Source organism: Dyella terrae (genome assembly GCF_004322705.1).
Lineage (GTDB): Bacteria > Pseudomonadota > Gammaproteobacteria > Xanthomonadales > Rhodanobacteraceae > Dyella_D > Dyella_D terrae.
Genome location: NZ_SIZZ01000002.1, coordinates 436,379 through 460,031 on the forward strand (window position 1 = coordinate 436,379; position 23,653 = coordinate 460,031).

Consider the following 23,653-nt stretch of genomic DNA (forward strand, 5'->3'; position numbering starts at 1 on the left):
TTTGCGCAACGCAGGCGTATGGACAAGGCATGGCCTTACGCAGTGTTAACATCGCGAAATACCGCTATTCGCGGCCCTCTATCCCCCTTCAGATAGCGCATCCCATGGCCCTCCCCGAAGAACTTCGCCTCGCCGCCCTCGAATACCACCGCCAGCCGCGCCCCGGAAAGATCAAGGTCACCGCGACCAAGGCGATGGTGACCCAGCGCGATCTGTCGCTGGCCTATTCGCCGGGCGTTGCCTACGCCTGCGAAGCGATCGTCGAGGACCCCAATGCCGCCAGCGAAATGACCGCGCGCGGCAACCTGGTGGCCGTGATCACCAATGGCACCGCCGTGCTGGGCCTGGGCGACATCGGCCCGCTGGCCGGCAAGCCGGTGATGGAAGGCAAGGGCGTGCTGTTCCAGAAGTTCGCCGGCATCGATGTGTTCGACATCGAGATCAATGAGCGCGACCCGGACAAGCTGGTCGACATCATTGCCAGCCTCGAACCGACGTTCGGCGGCATCAACCTTGAGGACATCAAGGCGCCGGAGTGCTTCATCGTCGAGCGCAAGCTGCGCGAGCGCATGAAGATCCCGGTATTCCACGATGACCAGCACGGCACCGCGATCATCGTGGGTGCCGCCGTGACCAACGCGCTGGAAGTGGTCGGCAAGAAATTTGAAGACGTGAAGCTCGCCACCGCCGGTGCCGGCGCGGCCGGCATCGCCTGCCTGGACATGCTGGTGGCGCTGGGCCTGAAGCCCGAGAACATCCTGGCCTACGATCGCGAAGGCGTGCTTTACACCGGCCGTGACCACATGGACCCGGACAAGCAGCGCTACGCCCGTGACACCAAGGCGCGCACGCTGGCTGAAATCGTCGAGGGCGCCGACATCTTCCTGGGCCTGTCCGCCGGTGGCGTGCTCAAGCCGGAGATGGTCGCCACGATGGCCGACAAGCCGATCATCCTGGCGCTGGCCAACCCGAACCCGGAGATCGCCCCGGAAGAAGCCAGGAAGGTTCGCCCGGACTGCATCATCGCGACGGGTCGCTCGGATTACCCGAACCAGGTCAACAACGCCCTGTGCTTCCCGTACATCTTCCGCGGCGCGCTGGACGTGGGCGCCACGGGCATCAATGAAGCCATGAAGCTCGCCTGCGTGCGCGCCATCGCCGAGCTGGCCCGCATGGAAGCCGGCGACCTGGCGAGCGCCTACGGCGGTGACGTGCCGACCTTCGGCGTGGATTATTTGATCCCGCGTCCGTTCGATCCGCGCCTGCTGGTGATGCTGGCGCCGGCCGTGGCGCAGGCCGCCATGGATTCGGGCGTCGCCACGCGCCCGATCGCCGACATGGACGTGTACAAGGAAAAGCTGGGCCAGTTCATCTACCGCACCGGCCTGCTGATGAAGCCGGTGTACGAGCGCGCCCGTGCTGATCGCAAGCGCGTGGTTTACGCCGAGGGCGAGGAAGAGACCGTATTGCGCGCGGTGCAGACGGTGATCGACGAGCGTCTGGCGTTCCCGATCCTGATCGGCCGTCCGGACGTGATCGAAACCCGCATCCAGCGCCTGGGTCTGCGCATGAAGCCCGGCGTGGATTTCGAGCTGACCAACATCAATGACGATCCGCGTTTCAACGACTACTGGCAGCAGTACCACGCGCTGACCGAGCGTCGCGGCGTGTCGCCGGCAGCGGCGAAGAACCTGCTGCGTTCGCGCCCGACGCTGATCGCCTCGCTGATGGTCGAGCGCGGTGAAGCGGACGCGATGATCTGCGGCCTGGTCGGTCGCTTCCACAAGAAGCTTGGCTACATGCGCAGCGTGTTCGGCCTGGATCCGGGCGTGTCCTGCACGTCGGCGATGACGGGCGTCATCAACGACCAGGGCGCGTGGTTCTTCCTCGACACCCACGTGCAGGTCGATCCCACCGCCGAACAGATCGCCGAAGCCACGCTGCAGGCCAGCTACCGCCTGAAGCTGTTCGGCATCGAGCCGAAGGTCGCGCTGCTGTCGCATTCGAACTACGGCAGCCACGAAAACGCCAGCGCGGCAAAGATGCGCAAGGTGTACGAGCTGCTGAAGAATCGCGTGCCCAAGCTCGAGATCGACGGTGAGATGCAGGCCGACACGGCATGGGACGAGGGCCTGCGCACGCGCATGTTCCCGAATACCACGCTGACGGGCCGCGCGAATCTGTTCGTGATGCCGAATCTCGATGCCGCCAACATCACGTACAACATGGTGCGCGTGATGACGGACGGCGTGGCGATCGGTCCCATCCTGATGGGTATCGACAAGCCGGCTCACATCCTCACGCCGGCGTCGACACCGCGCCGCGTGGTCAACATGACGGCGATTGCCGCCGTGGATGCGCAGATCCGCGCTGTGCGGGGGTAGCCCGCGCCGGTGGCGCGGGCGGTGAGGTCGCCAGCTTCGCTGGCTGTGAACAGTAAACAGTAAGAGCGGGCTCGGCATCTTGCAGCGACGCTCCCTGCTTTTACCGTTCACCGTTTACAGCCCGCGCCAGCGGGCGACTTCACAGCGAGCGCAGCGAGCGGCCCCCCGCGCCCGCCAGACCACTGTCGCCAAAACGCTGTACCCCCACCAGTTTCCCGCCGACCATTCGCGGAGCACCCCCAGCGGGCGCTCCAACATGCGGTTCCGCATGGCAAAGCAAATTGTCGGCCAGCCCTCCAGAGGGCTAAACTCAGGCGTTCACCCGCGCTCCCCCAGCGCCGGGCATTCACCAGCTTTGCGCCGCCAGGCGCCGCGGAGAAGTTATGGATCAGCTCGACGATATCCTCCACCAGGACCTCGATCCCACCGAAACCCAGGAATGGGTCGACTCGCTCAATGCGGTCATCAATCACGATGGCACCGAGCGTGCGCATTACCTGCTGGAGAAGCTGGTCGATTCCACGCGTCGCGCGGGCGGCTACCTGCCGTTCAATCCGACCACCGAATACGTCAACACCATCCCGTCCAGCAAGGAGGCCAAGAGCCCCGGCGATGCGGCGATGGAATGGCGTATCCGTACGCTGGTCCGCTGGAACGCGATGGCGATGGTGGTGCGTGCAAACCGCAAGCCCGGTGAGCTGGGCGGCCATATCGCCAGCTTCGCTTCGTCGGCCACGCTGTATGACGTCGGCTTCAATCATTTCTGGCGCGCACCGAGTGCCGAGCATCCGGGCGACCTGGTGTTCCATCAGGGCCATTCGAGCCCGGGCATCTATGCCCGCTCGTTCCTGGAAGGCCGCATCAGCGAAGAGCAGCTGGATCTGTTCCGCATGGAAGTGGCCGGTCACGGCAAGGGCCTGTCTTCGTACCCGCATCCGTGGCTGATGCCCGATTACTGGCAGGTGCCGACGGTGTCGATGGGCCTCGGCCCGATCCAGGCCATCTACCAGGCGCAGTTCTGGAAGTACCTCGAGCATCGCGGCCTGATCCCCAAGAGCGACCGGAAGATCTGGTGCTTCATGGGCGACGGCGAAACCGACGAGCCCGAATCCCTCGGCGCGATCTCGCTGGCCGGCCGCGAAGGCCTGGACAACCTGATCTTCGTGATCAACTGCAACCTGCAGCGCCTGGACGGTCCGGTGCGCGGCAACGGCAAGATCATCCAGGAACTCGAAGGCGTGTTCCGTGGCGCCGGCTGGAACGCCATCAAGGTGGTCTGGGGCAGCTACTGGGATCCGCTCCTGGCGCGCGATACCACCGGCACGCTGCGCAAGCTGATGATGGAAACCGTCGACGGCGAGTACCAGGCCTGCAAGGCCTTCGGTGGCGCTTACACGCGCGAGCACTTCTTCAACAAGTATCCGGAAACCGCGCAGCTGGTCGCCAACCTGTCCGATGACGACATCTGGCGCCTGAACCGCGGTGGGCACGATCCGCACAAGGTGTACGCCGCCTACAACCAGGCCGTGAACACCAAGGGCATGCCGACCGTGATCCTGGCCAAGACGGTCAAGGGCTATGGCATGGGCGCCGCCGGCGAGTCGCAGAACCCGACGCACCAGCAGAAGAAGCTGGACGACGAGGCCGTGCGCCACTTCCGCGACCGCTTCAACATCCCGGTGCCGGACGACCAGCTCAAGGACGTGCCGTACTACCACCCGGGCAAGGATTCGCCGGAAGTGCAGTACATGATGGAGCGTCGCCGTTCGCTCGGCGGTTCGCTGCCGCAGCGTCGTCGTACGTCCGATGTGAAGCTCAAGGCGCCGGAACTGTCGGCGTTCGAGCAGATCACCAAGGGCAGCGGCGATCGCGAGATATCCACGACCATGGCACTCGTCCGTGGCATGAACCTGATGCTGCGCGACAAGCAGATCGGAGAGCGCATCGTGCCGATCGTGGCCGACGAAGCGCGCACGTTCGGCATGGAAGGCATGTTCCGTCAGATCGGCATCTACGCGCCGTTCGGCCAGAAGTACCGCCCGCAGGACGCCGACCAGCTGCTGTACTACCGCGAAGACCAGAAGGGCCAGGTGCTGCAGGAAGGCATCTCCGAGGCCGGCGGCATGGCCGCCTGGATGGCTGCGGCGACGAGCTACAGCATCAGCAACGTGCCGATGCTGCCGTTCTTCGTGTACTACTCGATGTTCGGTTTCCAGCGCATCGGCGATCTGGCCTGGGCGGCGGGCGACATGCGTGCGCGCGGCTTCCTGATCGGCGGCACCGCCGGTCGTACGACGATCAATGGTGAAGGCCTGCAGCACGAAGACGGTCATTCGCACCTGCTTTCCGGCGCGATCCCGAGCGTGAAGTCGTATGACCCGACCTTCTCCTACGAAGTGGCGGTGATCATGCAGGACGGCACGCGCCGCATGCTGCAGGAGCAGGAGGATGTGTACTACTACATCACCGTGATGAACGAGAACTACACCCACCCGGATATGCCGCAGGGCGCCGAGGAGGGCATCATCAAGGGCATGTACCTGTTCAAGGACGCCGGCAAGCCGAAGAAGGGCGAGCCGCGCGTGCAGCTGCTGGGTTCGGGCACCATCCTGCGTGAAGTCATCGCCGCGGCCGAGCTGCTGGAGAAAGATTTCGGTGTTACCGCCGACATCTGGTCCTGCCCGAGCTTCAGCGAACTGCGTCGCGAAGGTTTCGACGCCGAGCGCTGGAACCGCCTGCATCCGGAAGCCGATCAGCGCGTGCCGTACGTCACCGGCCTGCTGCAGGATCGTCAGGGTCCGGCCGTGGCCGCCACGGATTACGTGCGCGAATACGCCGACCAGATCCGCGCGTTCATCCCCGATGGTAAGCACTACACCGTGCTGGGTACGGACGGATACGGCCGCAGCGACACGCGTGCGCATTTGCGAGGCTTCTTCGAAGTCGACCGTTACTGGATCGCCCACGCTGCACTCGCTGCGCTGGCGAAGGAAGGCAAGGTCAATCCGAAGGATGTCAGCCGCGCCATCAAGACCTACAAGCTGGATCCGGACAAGCCGAACCCGCTGTACGTCTGATGCGTTGCATCGCTAAAAAAGAAACCCGCCGTCATGGCGGGTTTCTTTTTGCGCGTGAGATGGGCCTGTCGGCAGCCCTTCGTCAGGCATCCGTGCCGTGTCAGTCGTCGTCGCGACTGCGGAACAGGTGGCGCAAGGCGAAGAACGCGCCGACGGTACCGACGACGATGGCGGCGGTAGCGCCGGGATGACGCGCGACCTGGCGACGCAGGCGGCGGTACTGGTAATTCGCTTCGTCCGCGAAATCCTCGGCGGCATGCGTCATGCGTCGCGCATAGTCATTGCCATTGCGCCCAAAACGACGCCGCGCTTCGCGGCCGGCTTCGCGCCCGCGTTCCATCAGGGATTCCGCACGATCACCGGCTTCGCTGGCGTAATGATGTGCGCGTTCGCGCAGGTGTTCACCCACGCCATTCATGGTGCTTTCCAGATCGCGGTTTCGGGCCATGTCGTGCCTCCTCTGTCCAACAGGCCTTTCAAACTGCCAGTGGAGGCGTGACCCCGGTGTAAACGCTGCCCGGCTCGTTCAGCTGCGAGCCTTATCCGTGAAAAGCGAGCCAAAAAAGCGGCCTCTGGCAGGCTTCGTCAGCGCAACTCGGCGGAGATGGCCGGTGCCTGCAACTTCCGGATCAGCCATCCCACTGCGACGACGAAAACCACGCCACCCAACAGCGAGCCGATCATCTCTCCCAAGGCGAATCCCCGGATCATCGGATACAGCAGTTCGGCATCGCCCGGAGGCATCATGGAACGCTGGTAATCCATCGAATCCTGGAAGTAGTACGCCTGTACACCGACGTAAAACAGCAGCCACACGCCGTCGATCGCAAGCAGGGTGACCGTCAGGATTCGCCCGACGCGTCGACGCCACAACAGGCCCAGGCCGGCGAGTGCATGGATCACACACCACCCGGCCATCGAGCCGAAGACGGTGGTCATGTGATGCATGAACCAGAGGCTGATGGGAGGCATGGGCGCGGGATGCATGCCGTCTTTCATCAGCTGGGCCTGCGATTCGAGCATTATCCTGTCAAACGGCAAGATGCCAAAGACGAAGGTGAACAGCAGAAAAAACACCATGCCCAGCGCGCCGATACCGAAGAAACTCCAGCCGGTCGCGGTGAGCAGAACAGAGCGCGCCGGGCGCGTGATGTGGACAACGTCGGACACAGGCCTTCCCCCCGAATGGCTCCGGCAAGCATGCCTGAGCGACGCCCGTCTGGCGAGGGTCAGAAGATCTCGGCGATGCAGCAACGCAGGCTTCCGCCCGCCTTCTCGATTTCGTCCAGTGGCACGGTACCGATGCGGAAGCCCGCGCATTCCAGCAGCGCACGCTGTGCATTCTCAAGCGAACGTCCGGCGGTGTCGCTCATCCACACGCGCTCGCTCGACAGGGCGATGGCATTGCCGGCATAGGCGCGTTTTTGCGCGGCATCGAGCTGCACGACATGGGGTGCATAGGCTTCCGCGATGGCGTCGGGCACATCGACGGATGCGAATCCGTCTTTCGCGATTATCGCGGCCCGGCCTGCCAGCACGGCCAGCACGACATTGGTGTGGTACTCGCCTGGCGCCAGCCGGAAGCAGAACGTCATCCGCAAGCCAAATGCCTCATGCATGGCGCGCGCGCCGGCTTCATCGCAGCGCTCACTCAGTCCGCAGAAACCGACGCCGCGCGCACGGTCGATGACCATCGAGCCGGTCAGTTCGGCGACAAGATCGTCGCGCGAGGAAAGATCGATTTCTGTATAGCCAAGGACGTTGCGGAAGAAGCTGCGGATATCGCCACGTTCGGCTTCGGTGCGTCGAATCGCATGGCGCATGCGACCGACGACGAGCGTGCCCGGCGCTGTCGCGAACACATTGTTCGGGAACAGTGCGTCCGGCGTGGCGGGGTGGCCCGGAAACGTGACCACAGGAAGATCGGTCCGCAAGGCCTGCGCCAACGCCGCATGCTGTGCAAGCGCACGCAGCGGATCCGTGCTGGACTGCATGGCCATGTAGGCATTGTCCTGGGCGCTTTCGGTGGCCAGCGAAAACTCAGCGGGTGAAACGAGAAACGCCGCCTGTGCCGTGGCCAGCCCGAAGGGCGTCGTGTCCAGTTGTCGCCAGGCATCGAGAAACGTGGTCGCGTCAGTCACGAACATGAGGGTTGCCTCTACAGAGTGTCTTCGGCCGGTTGGCTCAGTTCGTTCGGTTCGGCCTGAAGGCGTTGGCGTCGCCGCAACGTGGGGAACATCGCCATCCAGAGCACCACGACGACCAGCGTGCCGAAGCCGCCAATCAGGGTTGCGTTGATCGCGCCCAGCCAGGCGGCAAGCAAGCCGGATTCGAACTCACCCAGCTGGTTGGATGTATTGATGAAGATCGCATTGACCGCGCTGACGCGTCCGCGCATGTCGTCCGGCGTATCGAGCTGCACCAACGCGCCACGGATGACCATGCTGACCATGTCGAAAGCGCCCAATGCAAACAACGCGACCATCGAAAGCCACAGCGTGGACGACACGGCGAACACCAGCGTCGCCAGGCCAAAGCCGGCGACCGACGCAAACATGATCGGCCCGACCTTCCGCTCCAGGCTATGCCGCGTGAGCCAGACCGACATCAGGAGCGCGCCGACGGCCGGGGCTGCGCGCAACAAACCCAGCCCCCACGGGCCGGTATGCAGGATGTCCTTGGCGAAGATCGGCAACAAGGCCGTGGCGCCGCCCAGCAACACGGCGAACAGATCGAGCGAGATGACGCCCAGCACATCCGGGCGCGCGCGGATGAAATGCACGCCGGCAAACAGGGTTTTCAGCGTCGCCGGCTCGCGTCGCGGCGGCACATGGTCGTATCGCAGTCGCGTCATCAGAAGCACGGAGGCGAGGTAAAGCACGCCCGAAACCACATAGACCGTCCCGGGGCCGGCGATGTAAAGCAGGCCGCCCAGGGCGGGGCCCATGATCATGGCCGCCTGTCCCGCCGATCCACTGGCTGCCATGGCGCGCGGCAGGATGCTCGCCGGCACGAGCGCCGGAAGCATCGATTGCATGGCTGGGAACTCGAAGGCCTTGGCGACGCCGATGGTGAAAACCAGGACGAGGATGCTCGCTTCATGGGCCGCATGCATGAGGCTGATGGTGGCCAGCACGACGATGGCGATCAGCTCAAGGACCTGCCCGAGCAAAACAATGCGACGACGTTCGAACTGATCGGCGACATGGCCCGCCGGAAGGGCGAGCAACACGGAAGGAATGAACTGCACCAGGCCGATCAGGCCCAGATCAAGCGCTCGTCCGGTGATCTCGTAGATCTGCCAGCCCACCGCGACGGAGAGCATCTGGAAGCCGAAGCTCGACGCAATGCGCGCAAACCAGAAATGCACGAAGGCCTGGTGCTTGAGCAGCGAGTCGGTGGCGGGTGCGGCAGGGGCAGGGGGCATCGGGATTCCGCATGAGGCCGGCTGGGGCCAAGGGACCGAATTATCGGTGGTGGTACGCGACACGCCTAGCTTGACGCCATCGTGTCATTGCCTTGATCCGGCCTTGCCGGCCGTGCCCCTAGGGTGACGCCAAAGACGTTGACGGGAGAAGATCATGGGGCGATCGGCGGCACATGTGTACACGGAGCCATCGCAGATACAGCATCTGGAGGCGCTGGTGAGCGAATTACCGACCAACGGGCACGTGAATCTGGAACTGAAGGACGGAAGCTCTTGCGAAGGCGTCGTATCGGAGCGTCCGAATGTGCAGGTGTTTCGCGACCCGGATGAAAACGAAGGGATCAATGGCGTCGTGCGCCTGGAGCGTCCGGCCATGCCGGCATGGGAGCGGTTTGTCTGGCTCGACGAGATTGCTCGAGTGATCCACCTGGATTCCACCATGGGCAGTGAGAACTGACAGCGAGCGCTGGTCCAGCGAACGCATCCTTCGCGGCAAGTGTGCACGTACACTTCGCGCATGACCGAGTCCACTGGCCTGACCTACGAATCCTTCAAGCACTGGCGCCGCACGTTCGAGGCGGGCTTTTGGCTGACGCTGTACACCCTCAACGCGCTGTTCAACAGCATCGTTTCCCAGATCGACCACCCGGGTACGCCGGCATGGCAGCCGTGGCTGTGGGAGTGGAGCAGCGCCCTGATGCTGTTGGCGCTGGTGCCGGCCGTCGTGGCATTCGTGCGCCGCTGGCCGTTTCACTTCGACAGCTGGCGCGTTGCCTTGCCGGTGCATCTGCTGGCCAGCATCCCCTACAGCCTTATCCACGTTGGCGGCATGGTGCTGATCCGCACCGCCGTGCACGGCGCCATGGGTGAGCATTACGACTTCGGTCCGTGGTGGTCCACCTGGGCCGGCTATGAGTACCTGAAGGATGTTCGGGGGTACTTCGGCGTGGTTGCACTGCTGTCGCTTTATCACCTGTGGGTTGCGCGTCTCCAGGGTGAGGCGCGCCTGCTGGCCGAGCCCGAGGTGGGGCCGCCGGTGGAGCCCGTGGAACGCCCGGAGCGGTTTCTCGTGCGCAAGCTGGGCAAGGAGTTCCTGGTCAATGCGCGTGACATTGAGTTCCTCCAGGCGGCCGGAAACTACGTCAACCTGCATGTGCGCGGGCGTGAATATCCGTTGCGGGTCACCATGGCTGGCATTGAAGACCGGCTCGATCCGGCCCGCTTTATCCGGGTCCACCGCAGTTACGCGATCAACCTCGACTTTCTCGCCGAGATCGAGCCCCTGGACACCGGCGATGCGCGCCTGCGCATGAAGGACGGGTCAGAAGTGCCGTGTAGCCGACGCTATCGCGCGCAGTTGAAGGACCGCTTCGGGGAAGCCGCCTCCGTGGCGTGACGCAGGCGATCTGCCCGGTTGCGCCATGTCGCTCGACGCTACAAGCTAGGCGCCTCATTGCCTGATGTGGACACCACCGATGACCTTGCCGCGCCTTTCCGTAAGCATGGCCCTTGCGGGCGCCTTGTTCGCACTCGCCGCGTGTTCCCCGTCCGGCGACCAGCAAGCCGCCGCTCCGACGCAGGCACCTGCTCCGTCCCAGGCTGACGAGGCTGCCAAGAAGCTCGATACGTATCGCCAGCTCGTGCGCATCAACAACGACGAGATGGCGACGACGATGGGCAAGGAAATCGTCAGCCGCTATCCGGACAGCGAGGCAGCCAAAGAGGTGCAGCAGACGCTGCCGGACATCGAGAAGCGCTGGAAGGAAAACAGCGAGAAGAATCGCTTGCAGGCTCTGTGGCTCTATCAAGTGTCGCCGATGCAGGGCGGCACCCAGTCGACCGCCACGATTTACAGCAGCCAGCCCTCCGGCAATGACCGCGTGCGCCTGGTGCTGCGCCGGCACACCGAGTGGGGCCAGCACGTCTTCCTCTACAGCGATGCGGGCGGCTTTGTTTGCAAGGCCAACTGCACCTTGCCGGTCACGCTGGACGGCAAGTCCACGGGCATCAAGGCTTTCGCGCCGCCGACCGGCGAACCGGCCCTGATGATCCGCGACGACAAGGCGTTCATCGCCGCCTTGCAGAAGGCGAAGAAAATCACCATCGACGTGACGATGCAGAAGGGCGAAAAGAAGGTGCAGCTGGTGTACGAGGTTGGTGGATTCGATGCGGACAAGTGGCAGCCGCTGCCCAAGAAGGGCGCCAAGAAGTAAGTGTCAGTGAGAGGTGAGTGTCTTTCCCGTCCGTGGAAGGCACTCACGAATGAACATTTCGGTGGAGAGGCGCGTGATCAAGAAAACCCTCGTGGTGGCATCGACATTGCTGGCCCTGGCAGCGTGTGCCAGTGGTCCCGGCGAAAAGTCGGTCCAGCGCAAGCAGTCCTTTGAAACGGCCGCCGGCCAACCCGTGCGCAGTTTTCATGTCTACACGCCGCTGTATTCGTGGGAAGCACTCAACGACACCCAGCTGGTGGTCTATCCGAAGCCCCGTGAAGCATTTCTGCTCGACCTGGCCGGCCCGTGTTCCGACCTGACCTACGCCACCGGCATGACACTCACGTCGAACATGAGCACGGTCTACGTCAACTTCGACAAGGTCATTCCGATCGGTGGCGGCGTGTCCATGAACATGCCGTGCGTCATCAAGCAGATTCGCCCCGTGGACGTATCAAAGCTCAAGGCCATCGAGCATGAGCAGCGCAAGGTCGACGTGCAGGAGCGCAAAGCCGAAGGCTGAGCAACCCGCCGCTACGCGTTGAGGAAGAGACGCTCGGCCGCCTTGGCCAGCGGCTTTTCCAGCCAGTCCTGGAGTTTGGCGGGAAGATCCAGCGGCTTGAGCAACATCTTCACCGTCATCTCGGCCGGAATATTCCGGCGCAGCAGCGCCTGTGCCTTGCCCGTCACGCGCTTGAATTCCGCGTCGTTTCCCACGTGCTGCGGATAGCACTGGTTGAAAACGTGGCGAAGGGCGATGTCAGAGTCTTCGCTGCGAATTTCATTGACCCGCTTGAGGATGGCGCGGAACACGCGATAGCGCCCCAGGCCCTCCCGTTCGCGATACTGGCGGAACGCCTGGTAAAAGTGCTTGTAATGACGCACTTCGTCGCTCTTGATGTGGCTGGTGAGCTGCTTGAGCACCGGCTCGTCGGTGATGTCATTGAGGGCCCGGTACAGGCTTGCCGTGCCGGTCTCCACGACGCAGCGCGCCGCCAGTTCCAGCCCCCGGCTGTCTTCGAGCTGCTCGGACGTGCAGACGGCACCGTATTCGTCCCAGAAAGATTTGAACCCGCGTTCCCAGTCGAACTCCGGCCACACTTTCTTCACATAGGCGGCAAGGGCGCGACCATGCTGGAGTTCTTCGTGCTCCCAGTGCTGGCTGAGCCAGGTCTGCAGCGTCTGGTCGCCGGCAAAGTGTTCGACCAGGTTGTGGGTGTAGAGGTCCGAGCCGCTCTCGACGAAGGACGAGCTGCACAGCAGGAAAAAGAGCTCTTCGTTGTGCCGGATCTGTTCGAGCTGGATTTGCTCCAGGTCGAGGCTTTCCAGCGTCCATGGCAACGAGTCGTTATAGCTCACGCGGTGATTCCTGTGCGGGCCGCGACCTGCGCTACTGACGGGCGCAGTCGGGCATGACCAAATTGTGACAAGAGCATACGACGAGTTTGCGTGAACGGATTAATGACCGCCTACCCGCATGCTCACGAAATGACGACACCTGCTTTCGCCCGTGACCCCGGACGGGCCCGAAAGTGTTTACGAAAGGCCGGCGTCAGCGAACGACGGTGACGGGAACGCCGGCCCGATCGAGCACGTCGTCGGAGACCGACCCCAGGAGCCAGCGGGCCAGGGCGCCGCGCTCGGTATGCCCGATGACGACATGGTCGATGTCGTGCTCGCGAACCTGTTCGAGCAGGACGTCCCCGGGGCTGCCGCAGGTGACTTCGACTTCCACGAGCTGCTGCGCATCGGGGGCGAGGGTGACGAGTTCGGCGAGCAGCTCGCGGGCGCGCTGCGTCCCCTTGTCCGCCATGACAATTGCGCAGGTATCGACCACCCCTTCGGCAACCTTCACCGCCGTGACGACGCGGACGCGACCGCCGCTGGCGCGGGCCAGGTCCAGTGCAAACCGGAATGCACGCTGAGACGACGGCGAGCCGTCGTAACCAACCAGGACATGATGACGCATGGAGTGGATGTCGCCTCGGCAGGTATCAATCGGTCACTTCGTGGCAGCGGCGTTCGACGTGGGTGTTTTTCGCCTGCTGGTTTTCCTGGATCTTCTTGCCAGCGTAACCGCCACCGACGGCGCCCGCTACGGTGGCGACGGTCTTGCCCTTGCCGCCGCCGACCTGATTGCCGAGCAGGCCACCGGCCACCGCACCCACGGCCATGCCGGTGATCTGATGCGAGTCCTTGGGCTGGTCCTGCACGGTGACGTCCTGGCACACGGTGCGTGTCTTCTTGGTGGTGGTGCTTTTCTTCTGCGTGCTCGTGGTGGTCTTCGTGCTGCCGGACGTACTGTCCTGCGCAAACGCGAATGACGGCACCAGCAATGAGAGGCACATCGCCAGGACAAGAGGAAGTTTCATGGCACATCGTCCCTGTATCCGAGTGTTGGCCACAGTCTGCGCGAGCACTTGTTAGGGACAGATCAACGCCGCGCGTCGACGCAATGCTCACAACCAATGCCAAAGGCTTAACGGCCTCGGCGGGGATGTGCCAACCGTTCAGGAGCACGCATCAATGATCTTCGCCGCAATCCAACCGCATGAAAGGAGACGACGATGATCAAGCGTTCGATGAGCATGGCGGCTTTGATGTTCGGTCTGGCTGCAGCCATGACGAGCGCGCCGGTAACGCGTGCGCAGGCGGCAGACGCCAGTGTCGATTGCGACCTGCGTTTCAGCCTCTCCGGCTGGTCCGCCATCTACAAGCACGCCGAAGGTAGCGGCACGATCACCTGCAACAATGGTGAAACGGCCAAGGTGAAGATCAGTATTGTCGGCGGTGGCCTGACGGCCGGTAAGTTCCGCATCGACAACGGCAAGGGTGAGATCTCGCATGTACGCGGCATCGCCGATGTCTATGGCGACTACGCGCAGGCCGGGGCGGAAGCGGGTGTGGTCAAGAGCGGCCAGGCCCAGGTGCTGACCAAGGGCACCACGTCGCTGGCGCTGGCCGGTACCGGCGAAGGCGTGAATCTCGGCGTGTCGGTGGGCAAGTTCACCATTACCAAGATGTAAGGCGCGCTGCAGCAAGTTTTCGAAGGGCGTCCCGTGGGGCGCCCTTCTTTTGTCAGGACGCGTACACTCTTGAACCTCTTCCCCTGCGTTCCGGAGTGCCGTCATGCGTCGCAATGCGTTGCTCGTCCTGTTGATCATGCTGGTGGGCTGGGTGTTCGCACCCGTCATGGCCCAGTCGTCGGCGTCGAACCTGCCCCAGGTGGGCCAGGCCGCTCCCAACTTCAAGCTGGAAGACCAGAACGGCAAGTGGCACACGCCGGCCGATCATCATGGCCGCTGGCTGGTGCTGTACTTCTATCCCAAGGATTTCACGCCCGGCTGCACGACCGAGGTCTGCACCTTCCGCGATGACGTGGCCAAGCTGCGCCAGGCGGGCGCCGATGTGGTGGGCGTGAGCCTCGATGACGTGAAGTCCCATGCGGAATTCGCCGCCAAGTACAAGGTGCCGTTCCCGCTGCTGTCCGATGCCGACAGTTCCACGGCGCAGGCCTATGGCGTGCTGACCTCGCGCGCCGGCATGCATTACGCCAAGCGCACCACCTTCCTGATCGACCCCAACGGCAAGATCGCCAAGGTGTACCAGGACGTCGACCCCGAGAAGAACTCGGCCCAGGTACTGGCGGACCTCGCCACGCTGAAGGCCGCTTCCTGATGGGAGCGAGCGTGGCCCAGGACGCGCCCTTGCGGGCGCGTCTGTTCTCGCTGTGGGGCGTCGCCTTGTGGCTGGTGCTGCTGCAGGCCGCATCGGGTGCGTTCCAGTACGCCAGGCATGGGATGTACCTGGAAGTGATCGTCCCGGCGGCGGTCGTGGTGGTAAGCGCAGGCTGCATCCTTCGACAGGAGTGGGCGCGTCGCGTGATGACAGTCCTGGCGCCGCTGCTGGCGCTGTGGACGGCGGTGATGCTGGTGCGGATGTGGATGCTGCGCGGCAAGTTCGACGAAGCCATGGCCAATGCCAGGGCGATCGCGGACGGCGCCATGCAGACCATCGCCGTCGAGCAGATTACGCAGGAACAGTCGGCCTTTTACATCGGCATGGCAATCAAGTTCATCACGATTCCGGTGCTGGCCTGGCTGGCCTGGAAACTGATGCGGCCGGACGTAAAGGCGCAATTCGGGCGCCGCAAGTAATCGCGGCCGTTCAGGCAGGGTTGGCGGGTCGGGCGCTATTCGCCTTGAGCCCCTTCACGGAGTGATCCATGCGCATCCCTGCCTTCCTTGCCCTGTCGCTGTTTGTCACCGGCAGCCTGCACGCCCAGGATCTGGCCACCACCTGCCAGGCCAGCAGCAGTTACGACCTGACGCTCAAGCCGGATGCGCTGGTCTTCGATCGCCCACAGCCGGCGCCGTTCCACGTCGAGCTGCATGACGGCAACCTGCGCACGGATGGCAACACCGTTCGCCTCAATGCCGAAGACCAGGACCGGATGGCGTTGTTCGAGCGTGAATTGCGCGCGCTGGCGCCGCGCGCCCGGACGGTCGCGCAAAACGGTATCGATCTCCTTGCCCAGGCCGTTCGCGCCGAGGCGCTGAACCTCGGTTTGTCGGCCCAGACCCGGGCGGATGTCGATCAACGAGTCGCCGCGCGCGTGGTTGAACTGAAACAGCGCATCGCCAACAGCCAATCGACCCGCGACTGGCAGGGCGACATGGCCGACCAGTATGCGAACCAGATCGCCAGCGACCTGTTGCCGTTGATCGTCGGCGATCTGGGCCAGCAGGCCATGCAGGCGGCGATGACGGGTGACCTGCAGGCGGCGGCCGACCTTCGCGACAAGGCCGCCGGCCTGGCCACCGAACTGCGGCCGCGCCTGGAGCGACGGATGCAGGCCCTGAAGCCCCAGATTCAGGCGTTGTGCCCCTCCATCCAGCGACTGGCGGAGCTGCAACAGGGCGTGCGCGGGGGCAATGGGCAGCCGCTTAACCTCGTTCAGATCGCCCAATGACAACGGCAGGCAAACGGCGGCTGAGCGCAGGAAATCGCCTGACGGCAAATTAATGTTTCGCTAAGTCGCGAGGTCGGACGATAGGCGCCAGCTGAGTAGTTTCTTAGGCCGCCGGGAGGCGGTTGGCCGTGTCGCAAGTTAATCGTGGGCTCTATAACGCCTTGATCCGTCGTGGAATCGATGACCGCGATCTCCATCGGCGTGCGCTGGAACAGGTGCGCGATCCGGCCCTCCAGATGCTGCTGTTCGAAAATCTGCAAACCCTGGATAGCCTGATCGCCGAGCTTCAGGGCCAGGTCCGTGCTGACGGCGGATATGCTGCGGAGCACGGCACACTGGGCGGCAGCATGCGCTTTCTGGCCGCCACGCTTTCGACCCAGTTTGCGACGCACCGCGACAGTGCCTGGGTGCACTGCCTGGCCCGCTACGAATGCGAGTTGCTGCATAGCTTCGAGCGTCGCCTGGAGCGCGCGCCCGGCGAGCGGAACGGGGTGCTGGCCCGCCACCTGTCGCGCCTTTACGGCATGCACAAGGACATGCATTGTCTGGCGGGTACCACCCACGGTTGAGGAGCGGGACTTGGCTAACGCAAAGGATGTGCTGGATTTCTGGTTCGACCCCGCCAACGAACCGCGCTGGTTCGCTCGCGATGACGCTTTCGATGACGCCATCCGCAGTCGCTTCGATGTCACGTTCCTGGTTGCGGCGCGCGGTGAACTCGATGCCTGGGCGGCGACGCCCGAGGGCTGGCTGGCCCTGCTGATCGTCCTCGACCAGTTCAGTCGAAACCTGTTTCGCAACGATCCGCGCGCTTACGAGCACGACCCCAAAGCCCAGTCGCTCGCCCTCGCCGGTATCGCGCGGGGCGATGACCAGGCACTGCCGGCGCCATGGCGCGCATTCGCCTACCTGCCGCTGGAACATGCCGAAGACCGAAGGTTGCAGGCGCACTGCGTCGCCTTGTTCGGCGACCTATGCCAGCAGGCGCCCGGTGACGCGCGCTTTGCCAACTACCTCGACTATGCACGGCGTCACCATGGGGTGATTGAGCGGTTCGGCCGCTTCCCGCATCGCAACCAGGTGCTGGGACGGGCAACGACCGCCGACGAGGCCCATTACCTTGCACAGCCCGGCGCCGGATTCTGATCAAAAAAGGCGCCATCGCCTGACGCCTTGAGCGGCGCCTCGCTGATCGATGGCCGTGGGCCATGCGCCTATCGTTGTCGGACCTCACTGGCGGAGTCCGGCATGCGATATCTGATGATGTTCCTGGCAATGATCTGGGCTGGCGCCAGCTTCGCGAGCGACACCTTGCGCGTGGGAAGTCGCGTGCTGGTGACCGGTGACAGTTCCGCGCGTGTCGTGGATCTTCTGGGCCAGCCGTCCACAAAGCAAAGGGGGTCGTCCAAACCTGGCCGACGAGCCGGCACCGAACGTTGGCACTACCGCCGCGGCCAGCGCATCACCACGATCAGCGTCGCCGAAGGGCGGGTCGTCCACATCGACGAACAGCGCCTGTAGTCGCCAGGCCCACCTGCGTGCGATAAACGTCGCGTTTGCTGCGAGTGTCACGAAGGGAACGCCATGAGCCACGATTCAACGGCCAGTTTGCTGCGCAGTCGCGACGGCGGGCACGGCAAAGTGACGAACATCGAGTTGTTCTTCGACCTGGTCTTCGTCTATGCGGTGACGCAGCTCTCGCACACTTTGCTCCATCATCTCGATGCGGGCGGCGCCCTGCGCGTCTTGCTGCTTTTCCTGTCCGTGTGGTGGGTATGGATCTTCACCGGATGGATTACCAACTGGCTCGATCCCGAGCGCATTGCCGTGCGCATGATGTTGCTGGTGCTCACCTTCGCCGGCCTCCTGCTGTCGACGTCGTTACCCGAGGCCTTTGCCGAACACGGCATGCTGTTCGCGGGCGCGTACGTGGCCATGCAGGTGGGGCGCTCCGCGTTCATGATGTGGGCGCTGCGCAAGTCGCCGCGCGCGGCGCAGCTCAACTTCGTGCGCATCACCAGCTGGTTCTGCGTTTCCGGGGTGTTGTGGCTGATGGGCGGTGCACATGAGGCGTCTCGTTTCGCCTGGTGGATCGCGGCGCTGGCGATCGAGTACATGGGCCCGGCCGCCTACTTCTATGTACCGGGCATCGGCCGTTCCAGTACGCGGGAATGGGACGTCGAAGCCAGTCATCTGGCCGAGCGCTGCAGTCTGTTCGTGATCATCGCGCTGGGTGAGTCGATGGTGGTAACCGGCTCAAGCTTTGCGGAGTCGGCGCGCGATGCGCAGAGCGTGCTTGCCTTCGCCATGGCCTTCCTGGGAAGCGTGGCGATGTGGTGGATCTACTTCGACCTTGGTGCGGAGCGCAGCAGTCGCGCCTTTACCGCGTCCAGCGATCCCGGCCGCACGGCACGCCTGGCCTACACGTATCTTCACCTGCTGATCGTCGCCGGCATTGTCGTCACCGCCGTGGGTGACGAACTGGCCCTGACGCATCCGGACGGGCAGGGCATCGCCGCCACGGCCGTGCTGATCGGTGGTCCGGCGATGTATCTGCTTGGCTGCGCGCTATTCAAGATGGTAGTCAACCACACCAACTTTCCGTTCTCGCATCTGGCGGGCCTGATCTTGCTGGCGGCACTGATCTTTCTCGCAGGCCAGCTGAGCAATCTCTGGCTGTCCGCGGCGACAACGCTGGTGCTGGTGATCGCCGCGGCGTGGGAAACGCTCTCATTACGCAAGGTGCGTGCGTCATTGCACGCGGCGGAACACTAGACGCCTGACGAGTCCGACGAAACCGACGCGTCCATGGCGGCGCGCAGTTGCGCGGCGGTCCACGTGCGTGGCGACGCCTCCTGTGCGCGAACCCATTCGATGATCCGCGCGTTCACCGGCGCCTGTCGCCCCAGATCCTGCGCCAGGCGCACGATCGCACCGTGGATGGCGTCGACTTCAGTGCGTCGTCCGGCTCGCAGATCCTCCCAGGTCGACGAGCGCGCCAGGGGGTCGATGGCCAGCATGCGTTTAGCCACGCGAGAGTAGAGCGCGTCGGGCAGTGACAGCACGGCTGGCAGCCAGGCGCTCGGCAGTGGCGTCAGTTTGGCCAGGGGCAAGTGAGCCGCCTTGAAGATGGCGATGGCCTCGCGCTGAGCGAGGGCCAGGCATCGTCGCCAGTCCCGGTCGGCCAGCTCCTCCCGCAAGGGAAGGTCCGACAAGGCATTGATGGCGTTGTTGAGGTTGAACAATAGCTTTGCGCGCTGGACGGCGGGCATGTCGTCGCGTTGATCCAGCGGCAGGCCGGCGGATGCAAAGGCGGGCGCCGCGCGCGCCAGCGCCGGATGCGCGTCGGCCATCAACTGCCCATCGGTGCCCTGGTGAAACACGCCTGGTTCGCGCTGCAAGACGTTGAACGGCACCATCCCGGCCAACACCGTGCAGCGGGGCAGGGCGGCGCGAAGTACCTGCGCGTTGTCCAGCCCATTCTGGAAACTGATGACCGTGGTGCCGGCGCTCAGTACGGGCGCGAGCTCCGCGCCCACCTGCGCCGTATCCGCCGATTTGACCGTCACCAGAACGAGCGGTGCATGGGCATCGTGCGGATCGAGGCCGAGATCGAGCTGGTGCCCGTCCGTGTGTTGCCGGTAGCCGTGCAGGTCGGTCAGCGTCAGCCCGCGATCGAGCAGCACGTCCGCCATGCGCGGGCGGACGATCAGTCGAACGCGGGCGTGCAGATGCAAACGCCCGCCGATATAGCAGCCGATGCTGCCTGCGCCATAGACGACGATGTCGACCGGAGGCTTCACGTCACGGCCGCAGCCGCCGCGCGTCCGGCTACGCGCCCGGAGAAGATGCAGCCACCGAGGAAGCTGCCTTCCAGTGCGCGATAGCCGTGCACACCGCCGCCGCCGAAACCCGATGCCTCGCCCGCTGCGTAAAGCCCCGGCATGACCTCGCCGTCCTGCGCGAGCACGCGACCCTGCAAATCCGTTTCGAGTCCGCCGAGTGTCTTGCGCGTCAGGATGTTCAGGCGCACGGCAATGAGCGGTCCGTTCGCCGGATCGAGCATCTTGTGAGGTTTCGCCACGCGAACGAGCTTGTCACCGCGATAGCGACGCGCGCTGTGGATGGCCATGACCTGCGCATCCTTAGTGAAGGGGTTGTCGAATTGCAGGTCGCGTGCCTCGATCTCGCGACGAATCTGTGCCACATCGAGAAGGCCGTTTCCGGCCAGCGCATTCATGCCGGCTACCAGTTCCTCCAGCGTGTTACGCACGATGAAGTCGCGACCATGCTGCTTGAACGCCTCCACGGGCGCCGGCGCACCCTTGCCAATGGCACGCTTTGCCACCTGGCGCCAGCTTTTGTTGGTGAGGTCGGGGTTTTGCTCCGAACCGGAAAGCGCGAACTCGCGGCGGATGATCTGCTGGTCGAGGATGAACCAACTGTAGTCGTGGCCCGTGCCGCGCAGGTATTCCAGCGTGCCCAGCGTGTCGTAGCCGGGCCAGAACGGGCCCGGCAGGCGCTTGCCGGTGGCATCGAACCACATCGATGACGGGCCGGGCAGGATGCGAATGGCATGCATCGGCCAAATCGGATTCCAGTTCTCGATGCCTTCGACGTAGTGCCACATGCGGTCACGATTAATGAGGTTGGCGCCGGCATTTTCCGTGATCCCGAGCATGCGTCCGTCGACGTGCGCCGGCACGCCGCAGATCATGTGCTTGGGCGGTTCGCCCAGGCGGGCCGGCCAGTTGCGACGCACCAGTTCGTGATTGCCGCCGATGCCACCGGACGCCACGACGACGGCCTGAGCACGAAACTCGAACTCGCCCGTGACGTCGCGCGAACTGGGTTTGCCGCGTTCCATCCCGTCCGGTGCGAGCACGGCACCGCGTACGCCCACGACGGCGCTCCCTTCGACGAGCAGCTCGTCGACACGGTGGCGGAAGGCAAAGCTCAGCAAGCCTTTGTCGCGTGCTTCGAGCGCGCGGCGAACGAACGGTTCGATCACGCCCGGGCCGGTACCCCAGGTCACATGGAAACGCGGCACCGAATTACCGTGCCCATAAGCGCCGCCACCGCCGCGCTCGGCCCAGCCCACGACCGGAAACCAGCGCATGCCCATGTCATGGAGCCAGCGACGCTTCTCGCCGGAGGCAAAGTCGACATAGGCCTCCGCCCAGCGGCGCGGCCAGTGGTCTTCGGTGCGGTCGAAGCCGGCCGTACCCATCCAGTCAGTCAGGGCCAGCGCGTGCGAATCGCGGACACCCATGCGTCGCTGCTCGGGTGAGTCGACGAAGAACAGCCCGCCAAACGACCAGAAGGCCTGGCCACCCAGGCTCTGTTCGGGCTCCTGGTCCACCACCAGGACACGCTTGCCCGCATCGGCCACTTCCGTGGCCGCCACCAGGCCCGCCAGACCGCCACCCACCACGACTACGTCAAACCCCTGCACCATGCCACCGTTCCCCCTTCGGTCGATCCGCCGAAATTAGCGGGTCCGTCGCGACGTCGCTATGCGCAACGCGGCATGCCAGCGTTTCAAACGCTCCGGAGACGCCGTTAGTCACGCATGACCGATGGCAGGGCATGACGGCTGGCCCATGTCCGCCGCGTTGTCAACGCGCATCTTTGCGGCACTGGCCTGGGGAAAGGCCTGACGACCAGGAGGGATGTCATGCGAATGAAACTTACCGTGTTGGCGCTTGCGGCCGGCCTGAGTTTCGGTGCCACGGCCCAGGCGAAAGATGTTCACATCAACGACGGCACCTGCGGCTATACGACCAACTACGACGTGCGCGTCAACAGCAACGGCGTGTTCTTCGACAACAAGGATGCCAAGCCGGCCAGCGTCTACATGCATGACGGCAAGCTGGTGGTCGACGGCAAGAGCATTGCGGTCACGGACGATGACGCGCAGCGCTTGCGCAACTACGAAAACGGCGTCCGCCAGATGCTGCCCGAGGTGACCGTCATCGCACGCGAAGGCGTGGATATCGGATTCACTGCCATGCGCACCGTGCTGGCGACCTTCTCGGAAAACGAAGGCGATCGCCGCAAGTACACGTCCAAGCTCGAGGCCAGCCGCAACAAGGCACTGACGGAGATCGACAACACGCTTGCCAAGGGCGTGTGGAATCGCGAGTCCTTTGGTGATGCCATGGGCGAAGCCATGGGTTCGACGATCGCCGATCTCGCCAGCACCGTGGCGGCCAACGCCGTCGCTGCCGCGCTGACCGGCGACCAAAGCAAGGTGGCAGCGCTGGAAGCGCGCGCCAACAGCCTGGACAAGTCGGTCAACAAGGAGATCGAGGCGCGTGCCGACAAGCTCAGTGTCCGTGCCGACGCGCTCTGCCCGCGAATTGAAGCGATGGCGCAGACGCAGCAGCAATTTCAGTTCCGCCTTTCCGATGGTTCGAGGCTGCAGCTGATCACGTACAACAAGGACAACGACTATCGCCATTCCACGGAAGGAAAGCCTGCGAAGGTGGCCTCTCGCTAACCCCAGTTCGAGCCTGCACGGGGCTCTTGCCGGGACGCACCCTACTCTCCCTCAGTCGCGTCCCGCCGCCGCGCCCCCTTCCCCCGGGCGCGGCATTTTTATGGGGGATGGGAAAGCGGTGAAGGGGCAACGGTAAGAGCGTAAGGCCGCGTTTTCATGTGGCGTCTCATTTGGGCTTGGTAAGCTTCGATAAGATTTTTTATCGGGTACGGGCTCATGCATGACTTTCTTGTGCGGCTGCATTTTTCCGAGGCTGGCATCCAGCTGATCTTCAATATTCTCGGTGCGCTGGCGATTCTGGTGATCGGGATGTGGCTGGCGGCGCGGCTGGCGAACGTTGCCATGCGTGCCATGCAGCGGGCGAACATTGATTCGACATTGAGTGGTTTTCTGCGCAATGCGATCAATGGCGTATTGATCGTGTTGCTGGTGGTGATGGCGCTGCAGCAACTGGGCGTGCCGTCGGCGCCATTGATCGCGGCGCTCAGTACGGCGGGCCTGGCGATCGGCCTGGCGTTGCAGGGTTCGTTGAGCAATCTTGCCTGGGGCGTGCTGCTGATCGTGTTCCGTCCGTTCAAGGTCGGTGACTTCATCACTGCCGCGGGTGTCGACGGCACGGTCGAAGGCATCAACCTCATGCACACGCTGCTGGTGCTCCCCGACAACCGCGAAGCCATCGTGCCCAACGGCAAGATCGGGGCGGACGCCATCGTCAATTTCAATCGTCGCGGCGTGCGGCGCTTCGAAGTGAAGCTGGGCATCGCCTACAAGGACGACGTGGGCAAGGCCATGGCCACGGTGCAGGCGCTTTTTGCCGCCGATGCGCGCATCCTGCGCACGCCGGCGCCGGGTATCTGGACTGAAAGCCTGGGCGTGGGGGCAGTGAACCTGGTCATCCGGGCCTACACGAAGATCGACGACTTGTGGCCTGCCCAGACCGACCTTCTGCGTGCGATCAAGGAGCGCTTCGAGGCCGACGGGATCAGCATTCCGGTCCCTCAGCGGGAGCTGACGGTGGTGCAGGGCGCGCCGCTGGTGCCGCCGCAAGCCTGACCTTCGTCGAGCCGGGCGATACCAC

25 protein-coding genes are annotated in these 23,653 nt (G+C 64.1%); 16 read left to right on the forward strand and 9 right to left on the reverse strand.

Going from position 1 to position 23,653, the window contains the following annotated elements; all coding sequences use genetic code 11:
• The first annotated feature begins 104 nt into the window (after positions 1 to 104).
• Positions 105 to 2,384, forward strand: a complete 2,280-nt coding sequence (locus EYV96_RS12775) for an NADP-dependent malic enzyme (protein WP_131151929.1) — start codon at positions 105 to 107, stop codon at positions 2,382 to 2,384.
• Between the two features lie 383 nt (positions 2,385 to 2,767).
• Positions 2,768 to 5,461 (forward strand): pyruvate dehydrogenase (acetyl-transferring), homodimeric type, encoded by a 2,694-nt coding sequence (gene aceE / locus EYV96_RS12780; protein WP_131151930.1) that lies wholly within the window; start codon positions 2,768 to 2,770, stop codon positions 5,459 to 5,461.
• A 100-nt stretch (positions 5,462 to 5,561) separates the two neighbouring features.
• Here the strand turns inward: aceE and EYV96_RS12785 are convergent, their stop codons facing one another.
• The 4 genes from EYV96_RS12785 to EYV96_RS12800 form a co-directional block, all read right to left on the reverse strand.
• The gene (locus EYV96_RS12785) at positions 5,562 to 5,909 is read right to left on the reverse strand and encodes a hypothetical protein (RefSeq protein WP_131151931.1); all 348 of its coding nucleotides are present in this window, start codon (positions 5,907 to 5,909) and stop codon (positions 5,562 to 5,564) included.
• 137 nt (positions 5,910 to 6,046) lie between these two features.
• Positions 6,047 to 6,631, reverse strand: a complete 585-nt coding sequence (locus tag EYV96_RS12790) for a hypothetical protein (protein WP_131151932.1) — start codon at positions 6,629 to 6,631, stop codon at positions 6,047 to 6,049.
• Between the two features lie 59 nt (positions 6,632 to 6,690).
• Complete coding sequence (locus EYV96_RS12795; RefSeq protein ID WP_131151933.1) at positions 6,691 to 7,608, reverse strand: arginine deiminase-related protein; 918 nt, start codon at positions 7,606 to 7,608, stop codon at positions 6,691 to 6,693.
• Between the two features lie 11 nt (positions 7,609 to 7,619).
• On the reverse strand, positions 7,620 to 8,888 hold the full coding sequence (locus EYV96_RS12800) for an MFS transporter (RefSeq protein ID WP_131151934.1): 1,269 nt from the start codon (positions 8,886 to 8,888) through the stop codon (positions 7,620 to 7,622).
• Between the two features lie 154 nt (positions 8,889 to 9,042).
• Between EYV96_RS12800 and EYV96_RS12805 the strand changes: the two genes are divergently transcribed.
• The 4 genes from EYV96_RS12805 (at position 9,043) to EYV96_RS12820 (ending at position 11,624) form a co-directional block, all read left to right on the forward strand.
• Positions 9,043 to 9,345 carry a DUF3247 family protein gene (locus tag EYV96_RS12805; RefSeq protein WP_131151935.1) on the forward strand — a complete coding sequence of 101 codons (303 nt, stop codon included), beginning with the start codon at positions 9,043 to 9,045 and terminating at the stop codon, positions 9,343 to 9,345.
• Positions 9,346 to 9,405: 60 nt separating this feature from the next.
• Positions 9,406 to 10,284: a LytTR family DNA-binding domain-containing protein gene (locus tag EYV96_RS12810; RefSeq protein ID WP_131151936.1), complete on the forward strand. Its 879-nt coding sequence runs from the start codon at positions 9,406 to 9,408 to the stop codon at positions 10,282 to 10,284.
• A 79-nt stretch (positions 10,285 to 10,363) separates the two neighbouring features.
• Positions 10,364 to 11,101 (forward strand): hypothetical protein, encoded by a 738-nt coding sequence (locus EYV96_RS12815; RefSeq protein ID WP_131151937.1) that lies wholly within the window; start codon positions 10,364 to 10,366, stop codon positions 11,099 to 11,101.
• Between the two features lie 73 nt (positions 11,102 to 11,174).
• The gene (locus EYV96_RS12820; protein WP_131151938.1) at positions 11,175 to 11,624 is read left to right on the forward strand and encodes a DUF6491 family protein; all 450 of its coding nucleotides are present in this window, start codon (positions 11,175 to 11,177) and stop codon (positions 11,622 to 11,624) included.
• Positions 11,625 to 11,635: 11 nt separating this feature from the next.
• On the opposite strand, the gene EYV96_RS12825 is transcribed toward EYV96_RS12820, so the two are convergent.
• From EYV96_RS12825 to EYV96_RS12835, 3 genes are all read right to left on the reverse strand, one after another.
• Positions 11,636 to 12,460 (reverse strand): ferritin-like domain-containing protein, encoded by an 825-nt coding sequence (locus EYV96_RS12825; RefSeq protein ID WP_131151939.1) that lies wholly within the window; start codon positions 12,458 to 12,460, stop codon positions 11,636 to 11,638.
• 193 nt (positions 12,461 to 12,653) lie between these two features.
• Positions 12,654 to 13,070, reverse strand: a complete 417-nt coding sequence (locus EYV96_RS12830; protein WP_131151940.1) for a universal stress protein — start codon at positions 13,068 to 13,070, stop codon at positions 12,654 to 12,656.
• A gap of 25 nt (positions 13,071 to 13,095) precedes the next feature.
• Positions 13,096 to 13,473 (reverse strand): glycine zipper 2TM domain-containing protein, encoded by a 378-nt coding sequence (locus EYV96_RS12835; RefSeq protein WP_240732518.1) that lies wholly within the window; start codon positions 13,471 to 13,473, stop codon positions 13,096 to 13,098.
• Between the two features lie 195 nt (positions 13,474 to 13,668).
• Here EYV96_RS12835 and EYV96_RS12840 point away from each other — a divergent pair, with 195 nt between their 5' ends.
• The 8 genes from EYV96_RS12840 (at position 13,669) to EYV96_RS12875 (ending at position 18,848) form a co-directional block, all read left to right on the forward strand.
• Positions 13,669 to 14,127 carry a hypothetical protein gene (locus tag EYV96_RS12840; RefSeq protein ID WP_131151941.1) on the forward strand — a complete coding sequence of 153 codons (459 nt, stop codon included), beginning with the start codon at positions 13,669 to 13,671 and terminating at the stop codon, positions 14,125 to 14,127.
• 103 nt (positions 14,128 to 14,230) lie between these two features.
• Positions 14,231 to 14,779 (forward strand): peroxiredoxin, encoded by a 549-nt coding sequence (locus EYV96_RS12845; RefSeq protein WP_131151942.1) that lies wholly within the window; start codon positions 14,231 to 14,233, stop codon positions 14,777 to 14,779.
• A gap of 11 nt (positions 14,780 to 14,790) precedes the next feature.
• The gene (locus EYV96_RS12850) at positions 14,791 to 15,258 is read left to right on the forward strand and encodes a hypothetical protein (RefSeq protein ID WP_131151943.1); all 468 of its coding nucleotides are present in this window, start codon (positions 14,791 to 14,793) and stop codon (positions 15,256 to 15,258) included.
• A gap of 68 nt (positions 15,259 to 15,326) precedes the next feature.
• On the forward strand, positions 15,327 to 16,073 hold the full coding sequence (locus EYV96_RS12855) for a DUF2884 family protein (protein ID WP_131151944.1): 747 nt from the start codon (positions 15,327 to 15,329) through the stop codon (positions 16,071 to 16,073).
• 128 nt (positions 16,074 to 16,201) lie between these two features.
• Complete coding sequence (locus EYV96_RS12860) at positions 16,202 to 16,642, forward strand: PA2169 family four-helix-bundle protein (RefSeq protein WP_165488676.1); 441 nt, start codon at positions 16,202 to 16,204, stop codon at positions 16,640 to 16,642.
• A gap of 10 nt (positions 16,643 to 16,652) precedes the next feature.
• Positions 16,653 to 17,219: a DUF924 family protein gene (locus EYV96_RS12865; RefSeq protein WP_131151946.1), complete on the forward strand. Its 567-nt coding sequence runs from the start codon at positions 16,653 to 16,655 to the stop codon at positions 17,217 to 17,219.
• Between the two features lie 102 nt (positions 17,220 to 17,321).
• The gene (locus tag EYV96_RS12870; protein WP_240732520.1) at positions 17,322 to 17,594 is read left to right on the forward strand and encodes a DUF2845 domain-containing protein; all 273 of its coding nucleotides are present in this window, start codon (positions 17,322 to 17,324) and stop codon (positions 17,592 to 17,594) included.
• 63 nt (positions 17,595 to 17,657) lie between these two features.
• On the forward strand, positions 17,658 to 18,848 hold the full coding sequence (locus EYV96_RS12875) for a low temperature requirement protein A (protein ID WP_131151947.1): 1,191 nt from the start codon (positions 17,658 to 17,660) through the stop codon (positions 18,846 to 18,848).
• Here the strand turns inward: EYV96_RS12875 and EYV96_RS12880 are convergent.
• Positions 18,845 to 19,876, reverse strand: a complete 1,032-nt coding sequence (locus EYV96_RS12880) for a 2-dehydropantoate 2-reductase (protein ID WP_240732522.1) — start codon at positions 19,874 to 19,876, stop codon at positions 18,845 to 18,847. The genes EYV96_RS12875 and EYV96_RS12880 overlap by 4 nt on opposite strands.
• Complete coding sequence (locus EYV96_RS12885; RefSeq protein WP_131151948.1) at positions 19,873 to 21,531, reverse strand: FAD-binding dehydrogenase; 1,659 nt, start codon at positions 21,529 to 21,531, stop codon at positions 19,873 to 19,875. Before EYV96_RS12885 ends, EYV96_RS12880 begins: the two co-directional genes overlap by 4 nt.
• A 219-nt stretch (positions 21,532 to 21,750) precedes the next feature.
• On the opposite strand from EYV96_RS12885, the gene EYV96_RS12890 reads away from it, so the two are divergent.
• Both EYV96_RS12890 and EYV96_RS12895 read left to right on the forward strand, forming a co-directional pair.
• Positions 21,751 to 22,575, forward strand: coding sequence for a DUF2884 family protein (locus EYV96_RS12890; protein WP_131151949.1), 825 nt, complete (start codon positions 21,751 to 21,753; stop codon positions 22,573 to 22,575).
• A 216-nt stretch (positions 22,576 to 22,791) separates the two neighbouring features.
• The gene (locus EYV96_RS12895) at positions 22,792 to 23,628 is read left to right on the forward strand and encodes a mechanosensitive ion channel family protein (protein ID WP_131151950.1); all 837 of its coding nucleotides are present in this window, start codon (positions 22,792 to 22,794) and stop codon (positions 23,626 to 23,628) included.
• The last annotated feature ends 25 nt before the right edge of the window (positions 23,629 to 23,653 follow it).